The organism is Saccharopolyspora sp. NPDC000995 (assembly GCF_053599315.1).
Genome location: NZ_JBSFLZ010000335.1, coordinates 1 through 1,381 on the forward strand (window position 1 = coordinate 1; position 1,381 = coordinate 1,381).

Here is a 1,381-nt window from a genome sequence, read left to right on the forward strand (position 1 = left end):
ACCCGCTTCTTACCCGGTGGTTCCGTCCCGTCCCGGACGGCCTGCCGCTTGGCCGGTAGCTCCACTACCTCATGTCGCCGCCTCGAACCGGATTCAGGCTCCCAGTTCGGGATCTCCTGCCCTACCTCGCCGGACACCCCTTGTGGTTCCCGTGCCGGTTGTGCTTCCCGTGCCGACCCCCACCACGTCGACACGGACCTCTGGCCGGCCAGGCCGCCGGACAGCTCCGCCACCCGCCTGGCGGAGTAGGCGTGGTTGGTGTCCGGGTCTGTTTTCCCGCCCATATTCTGTGCCCACTCACCGACCAGCTCTCGCGTGAGCTTGTCAACGAGTCCCCGGCCGTTGCGGGTGACGTTGAGGTTGTGGCGGGTCAGGACAGCACGCAGGTTTTCCGGTCCTCCGGGTGTGGGCTCCCAGTTCGTGATCTCCTCCCGTACCTCGTCGGACACCTCTTGTGGTTCCCGTGCCGGTTGTGCTTCCCGTGCCGGCCCCCACCACGTCGACACGGACCTCTGGCCGGCCAGGCCGCCGGACAGCGCCGCCACCCGCCTGGAGGAGTAGGCGTGGTTGGTGACCGGGTCTGTTTTCCCGCCCATATTCTGTGCCCACTCACCGACCAGCTCTCGCGTGAGCTTGTCAACGAGTCCCCGGCCGTCGCGGGTGACGTTGAGGTTGTGGCGGGTCAGGACAGCACGCAGGTTTTCCGGTCCTCCCGGTGTGGGCACCCAGTTCGTGATCTCCCGCCGTACCTCGTCGGACACCCCTTGTGGTTCCCGTGCCGCTTGTGGTTCCCGTGCCTGCCCCCACCACGTCGACACGGACGTGGGGCCGGCCAGGCCGCCGGACAGCGCCGCCACCCGCCTGGGGGCGTAGCGGTGGTTGGTGGCCGGGTCTGTTTTCCCGCCCAGATTCTGTACCCACCCACGGACCAGCTCTCGCGTGAGCTGGTCAACGAGACCTCCCCGGCCGTCGCGGGTGACGTTGAGGTTGTGGCGGGTCAGGACAGCACGCAGGTTTTCCGGTCCTCCCGGTGTGGGCACCCAGTTCGTGATCTCCTCCCGTACCTCGTCGGACACCCCTTGTGGTTCCCGTGCCGGTTGTGGTTCCCGTGCCGGCCCCCACCACGTCGACACGGACGTGGGGCCGGCCAGGCCGCCGGACAGCGCCGCCACCCGCCTGGGGGCGTAGCGGTGGTTGGTGACCGGGTCTGTTTTCCCGCCCAGATTCTGTACCCACTCACCGACCAGCTCTCGCGTGAGCTGGTCAGTGAAATGTCCCTGCCCGTTGCGGGTGACGTTGAGGTTGTGGCGGGTCAGGACAGCACGCAGGTTTTCCGGTCCTCCCGGTGTGGGCACCCAGTTCGTGATCTCCTCCCGTACCT

1 protein-coding gene is annotated in these 1,381 nt (G+C 67.8%); it reads right to left on the minus strand.

Annotation, left to right across the window (positions count from 1 at the left end; translation table 11 throughout):
• The coding region (locus ACWDKQ_RS36170) for a hypothetical protein (protein ID WP_450143241.1) at positions 1-1,355 on the minus strand (1,355 nt) is incomplete at its 3' end.
• Positions 1,356-1,381 lie beyond the last annotated feature (26 nt).